Here is a 5,919-nt window from a genome sequence, read left to right as displayed (position 1 = left end):
CTCGCGGGCTCGGCAGCTGCTACAAAGATGTCGCGGCTGAAATTGCTTAACTGACTGGCATTAGGCTCCTGGCCTGATTTGTAGGAGCGAGCTTGCTCCTACAAGTTTCTTAACGCGCTTTCCAGTCGCGTAACCACTGCAAGCCGGCGGACGTATTGCCTCGCGGCCGATACTCGCACCCTACCCAGCCGTCATAACCCAATTGGTCGATCAGGTCGAACAGATAGGGATAATTGACTTCCCCCAGGTCCGGTTCATGCCGATCCGGCACGCCGGCGATCTGGATATGGCCGATTCCGTCGAAGTCCCGACGCAGTTTAGTCGCCAGGTCACCCTCGACGATTTGGCAGTGGTAGCAGTCAAACTGAACCTTCAGGTTGCTCGCGCCCACTTCCTTGCAGATGGCCTGAGCCTGATCCTGGCGGTTGAGGAAAAAGCCTGGCATGTCTCGCGTATTGATCGGTTCGAGCAATACGGTGACGCCTGCCTTGGCCGCCCGGGCGGTGGCGTAGGCGAGGTTCTCCAGGTACACGCCGTGATGCCTTGGGCGATCGCTTTCCGACGGCAACAGCCCGGCCATGACATGGATGCGTGAATTGCCCAATACGCCGGCGTAATCCAGGGCACGATCAAAACCGCTACGAAATTCACTCTCCCGGCCGGGCAACGACACCGTGCCCCGCTCCCCCGCGGCCCAATCACCGGGCGGCGCGTTGAACAGGGCCTGCACCAGGCCGTTGTCGCTCAAGCGTTGCTTGAGTTCTTCAGCGCTGTAGTCGTAGGGAAACAGGTACTCCACCGCTTCGAAGCCGTCAGCGGCAGCGGCGGCGAAGCGATCCAGAAACTCATGTTCCGGGTAGAGCATGCTGAGGTTGGCAGCAAAACGAGGCATGGTAGCTCCTGAGATAAAGGGTTAGACAAAGGGCCAGATCAGCAGGGTAATACAGAAACCCAAGGTACCGAGCAAAGTGGTCATCACTGTCCAGGTGCGCAGACCGTCAGCCACGTTCAGGCCTGACAGCTTGGTGAAGATCCAGTAACCGGCGTCATTGATATGGGACATGGCCAACCCGCCACCGCCCATGGCCAGGCACAGCAGGGCCATGTGGTTCGGGGTGAGGTCGAGTGTCGCAATCAGCGGGCTGATGATGCCGGCAGTGGTCACTAGCGCCACCGTGGTCGAGCCCTGCACCGCGCGCAACAGCATGGTCAGCAGAAAGCCCAGGGCCAGCACTGGCAGACCGGTGGTGCGCAGCATATCGGAGACCACGGCGCCGATCCCGGTATCCACCAGCACCTTGCCGAACACGCCACCGGCGCCGGCAATCAGGATCACCATGGCCACACCGGGCAACGCCGAACCGATCACGTCCGATACCTGAGTGCGGCTCCAGCCCCGGCGCGAACCCAGCAGCCAGGCACACAGCAAGGTGTCGATCAGCAGCGCCACCAGTGGCGCACCGAGCACGGTCATGATGCCACGCAGAGTCGATTCGGCAGGCAGCAACGAGGTAGACAGCGTCCCCAACAGAATCAGAATGATGGGCAGCAGGATCAGGCTGACGATCAGGCCAAAACCTGGTGCCGGTGCCGGCGGCAATCTGGAAACGATGCTGCTGGTCGACTCTTCCAGGCCCATGTGTGACACGGCTTCAGCCGCTCGCTCAGCGCTGATGTCATTGCCATTGGACCAGGCCGCCAGATCCTCGTTGGTAACATGCGGGCCATAGACCTCGGCACGAATATCGTCGGTCATCGGGTACGCTCGACGGGTCATGCGCCCGGCCACGCGGTAGCCGACAAAGCAAAGGAACGCGGTGATCGGCAAACCGAACATCAGCACGCGACCCAGGTCCGCACCCAATTGGCTGGCAGCGGCCACTGCACCCGGGTGCGGCGGCAGGAAGGCGTGAACGGTCAACAACGCAGCGCACATCGGCAACGCAAACACCAACAGCGGCTTTCGTGCACGCCGGGCAATACCATAGGCCAGCGGCATGAGGATGATCACGCCGACCTCGAAGAATACCGGCACCCCGACCATGAAGCCGGCAATCGTCAACGCGAGGGGCGTACGCCGGTTGCCGAAACGGGTAATCAGCGTCTTGGCCAGCGCCTCGGCACCGCCGGAAAGCTCGATGATCCGCCCGATCATCGCGCCAAGGGCAATGATGATCGCGATATGACCCAAGGTCTTGCCCATGCCGCCTTCAATGGTCGCCACCAGATCGGCCGGTTTAACACCGGCCACCAGCGCCACCAGAATGCTCACCAGCATCAAGGCCACGAAGGGCTGGAACTTGTACTTGAGCACCAGGAACAACAACAGCGCGATGCCTGCCCCGGCGGTAATCATCAGGATTAACGGGCTCATTTCACAAACCCTCCACACCGGGTAAATGAAAGGGTTCTGCCACTGGATCTGAAGCTGCCGCAGTGAAGGTGAGTCATGCTTGGATTTCCTGTTGTTATTGTTTTTTAAGGCAAGCCGGGGCCGTCAAGAGTCGCTGTGCGTCTCCCGGGCTGAGCCTGCATTGTTGATCTGTCGTGCTATGGCAGCGCTTTACCAGTGCGCACCAAAGGTTGTTCGCAGTTCGTCCAGCGCCACCTGATCCAGCGGTTCAGGCTTGGGATTGCTCATCAACCAGAGCCGCGCGGTTTCCTCGAGCTCCTCCAGGGCGTAGCTGGCCCTGGAGACCGAACTCTCCCAGACCACCGGTCCAAGCCGTTCGAGCATCACGCCACGAACGCTGTTGGCCAGCAGCGCGACCTGTTCGGCAACCTTCGGCGAACCGGGTCGCTGGTAGGCAATCAACGGGATATGCCCGACTTTCATCACCTGATACGGCGTCAGCGGCGGCAGAATGTCGTCCGCCTGCCAGACGCCTGCGAGCGTCAACGCCACCAGATGGGTGGAGTGGGTATGCACCACGCCGCCGACATTCGGGTTGCGGTCGTAGACCTGGCGATGCAGCGCCAGGGTCTTTGAAGGCTTGTCGCCAGACACCCATTCACCCGCCAGATTGACCTTGGCGATGGTTGCCGGATCAAGACGCCCGAGACACACATCCGTTGGCGTGATCAACCAGCCATCATCCAGGCGCGCGCTGATATTGCCGGCGCTGCCGACAGTGTATCCGCGCTCGTAAAGGCTGCGGCCAACCTCACAGATTTCTTCGCGCAGGGCGTTCTCGTTGCTCATTGCGCAGCTCATTGTGCACCCCCGGCCTGGGCGAGTTGGTTCAAGGCTTTACTGAAGAAATCCCGGCCACCGAAGTTGCCCGATTTGAGTGCCAGCGCCAAAGGTTCCTCGGTACTGCTGACGGTCGCCGGTACACCCGGATCGATCTGCGCGCCGATCTGCAACAGCTGTACACCCAGCGCCTGAACCACAGCACCCGAGGTTTCTCCGCCGGCAATCACGAAGCGGCGCACGCCGCTCTGGAGCAAGCCTTGGGCGATTTCGCCAAAAGCGTTTTCCACCAGGCTACCGGCCTGCTCGACGCCCAGTTGCTGTTGCACCAACTTGACGTCTTGCGGTGAACTGGTGGCGTAGATCAATACGGTTTGCTCATTATCACGGGCGAAGGCCAAGGCTTGCGCCACCACCGGTTTCCCCGCCGCCAAGGCCAACGGATCAATCCGCAAAGCTGGACGACCAGCATCGAGCCAGGCCGCCACTTGCCCATTGGTGGCGATCGAAGCACTACCGGCCAACACCACTTCCCCGCCGGACACCGACGGAAGTTTCGAGGCGTCGAGGTCGCGCAACTTGCCGGCGCGACGGAAGTTTTCCGGCAGGCCCAGGGCCAGCCCCGAACCACCCGTCAACAGCGGCAGATCGGCACAGGCGGCGCCGAGGGTGTACAGATCGCTGTCCGACAAGGCATCGGCGATGGCCATGCCGACACCTTGAGCCCTCAGTTCAGCGATTCGTGCCCGCACCTGCTCAGTGCCCCGGGCGATCGTGTCGTAGCGCAACAGGCCGACATTCAGACGGGTCTGCGATTGCAGGACGCGCACCAGATTGGCATCGGCCATTGGCGTCAGCGGGTGGTTCTGCATGCCCGATTCGCTGAGCAGTTGATCCTGTACAAACAGATGGCCGCGAAAGATCGTACGGCCATTTTCGGGGAACGCCGGGCACGCAAGGGTAAAGTCGCTACCCAGTGCGGCCAGCAGCGCTTCGCTGACCTGGCCGATATTGCCGGCCGCGGTGGAGTCGAACGTCGAGCAGTATTTGAAAAAAATTTGCTCGCAACCTTGCTCGCGCAACCAGGCCAGCGCAGCGAGGGACTGCTCGACTGCTTCGCCGACCGGCGTGGTACGCGACTTCAGGGCAATGACGATTGCATCGGCATCAAGCCCGGCCGCCACTTCCGCGCTCGGAATGCCAATGCTTTGCACGGTGCGCATACCGCCGCGCACCAGCATGTTGGCAAGGTCCGTGGCGCCGGTGAAATCGTCAGCGATGCAGCCCAGCAGCGGGCGTGCGGTGGAGATAGTCATGGGGTGTTCCTCAAACAGGCTCAGGCTTGGCGGTTGGCAATTCGATGCCCGGGAAAATCTTGATTACCGCCGAGTCGTCCTCACGACCGAAGCCGGCACTGGATGCCTGCATGAACATCTGGTGAGCGGTGGCCGACAGCGGCAACGGGAATTTGCTGGCCCGGGCGGTATCCAGCACCAGGCCCAGGTCCTTGACGAAAATATCCACGGCGGACAACGGCGTGTAGTCAGCCTTGAGAATGTGCGGCACGCGGTTTTCGAACATCCAGGAATTACCGGCACTGTGGGTGATCACCTCATACAGCGCATCGGCATCGACCCCTTCACGCAGGCCCAGCGCCATGGCTTCGGCAGAGGCGGCAATATGTACCCCGGCCAGCAGTTGATTGATGATCTTGACCTTGGAACCCAGGCCATGGACGTCACCCAGGCGATAGACCTTGCCGGCCATGCCAGTCAGGATCGACTCAGCCTTGGCGTAGGCGTCGGCCGGGCCCGAAGTCATCATGGTCATTTCGCCAGCGGCAGCCTTGGCCGCGCCACCGGAAATCGGGGCATCCAGATACAGCAGGCCCAGCGCGGCCAGGCGCTGGCCAAGATCCACGGCGTAGGTCGGAGCGACTGTGGCGCAGCCGATCACCAGGCTGCCCGGGCGCAGAGAGGCCACGGCCCCACCCTCACCAAACAATACGGTCTCGGTCTGCTCGGCGTTGACCACCACGGTAATGATCACGTCACACTCAGCGGCCATGTGCGACGGTGACAGGCAAGCCACACCGCCCTCCCCGGCGAACTGCTCTGTCACGGCAGTGCGCACATCACAGGCATGCACATTGAAACCGCTGCGCAACAACGAGCGGGCAATGCCCAGGCCCATCGCGCCCAGACCGACTACACCGACATTCTTGTTATTCATGGGGTACTCCAGTGGAAAGCAGCGACTGCCGCCTGCGAGGCACAGACGTTGGCCGCCTTGTGAATAGGGCCAGACAGAATCAGCACCGTGCAGACCAACCAGCCGAAGGGCGCCGTGATTCAGGACGGAACATCACGGCCATCCTTTTTTGTCGTGTTATCAGGTTGTCATACCGGCTGGTGCAGATCATCTACCAGTGATCGGATTATGTGAAGTATTTTTTATTCATAACATTTTTTAACATCGCCTCGCCGCACAGGAACGAGATGGGGTCTCCCTACGGATTACAAGCAGCCAAAAGCAGTCGGGCCGCAAAGAGTGGCTCGTCTTGAGTGATGTGAGAGTGGCTCGAAACACAGGGAACAGGATTAGATCGACGCGACTGGTGGTCATGGATACCGGACAGCCGATGACCACTGGCGTGCTGAGAAGCAGGTTTGATGATGCGAGGGGGGGGTAGTTGGTAGGGTAGAAACCGGAGACATCGTTTACAG

At 60.9% G+C, this 5,919-nt stretch carries 5 protein-coding genes; all 5 read right to left on the bottom strand.

The window, feature by feature from the left end; translation table 11 throughout:
- Positions 1 to 109: 109 nt before the first annotated feature.
- Positions 110 to 892 (bottom strand): 2-oxo-tetronate isomerase, encoded by a 783-nt coding sequence (gene otnI / locus PMI34_RS04460; RefSeq protein ID WP_008053140.1) that lies wholly within the window; start codon positions 890 to 892, stop codon positions 110 to 112.
- Between the two features lie 21 nt (positions 893 to 913).
- Complete coding sequence (locus tag PMI34_RS04465) at positions 914 to 2,374, bottom strand: GntP family transporter (RefSeq protein WP_008053139.1); 1,461 nt, start codon at positions 2,372 to 2,374, stop codon at positions 914 to 916.
- A 189-nt stretch (positions 2,375 to 2,563) separates the two neighbouring features.
- Positions 2,564 to 3,202 carry a 3-oxo-tetronate 4-phosphate decarboxylase gene (gene otnC, locus PMI34_RS04470; protein ID WP_008053138.1) on the bottom strand — a complete coding sequence of 213 codons (639 nt, stop codon included), beginning with the start codon at positions 3,200 to 3,202 and terminating at the stop codon, positions 2,564 to 2,566.
- Positions 3,203 to 3,210: 8 nt separating this feature from the next.
- Complete coding sequence (otnK, locus tag PMI34_RS04475; RefSeq protein WP_008053137.1) at positions 3,211 to 4,509, bottom strand: 3-oxo-tetronate kinase; 1,299 nt, start codon at positions 4,507 to 4,509, stop codon at positions 3,211 to 3,213.
- Positions 4,510 to 4,519: 10 nt separating this feature from the next.
- A complete protein-coding gene (gene ltnD / locus PMI34_RS04480; protein WP_008053135.1) occupies positions 4,520 to 5,425 on the bottom strand; it encodes an L-threonate dehydrogenase in 906 nt (301 codons plus the stop codon).
- Between the last annotated feature and the right edge of the window lie 494 nt (positions 5,426 to 5,919).

Origin of the sequence: Pseudomonas sp. GM74 (assembly GCF_000282455.1) — a bacterium.
Lineage (GTDB): Bacteria > Pseudomonadota > Gammaproteobacteria > Pseudomonadales > Pseudomonadaceae > Aquipseudomonas.
This window is presented reverse-complemented; position numbering and strand designations above follow the sequence as displayed.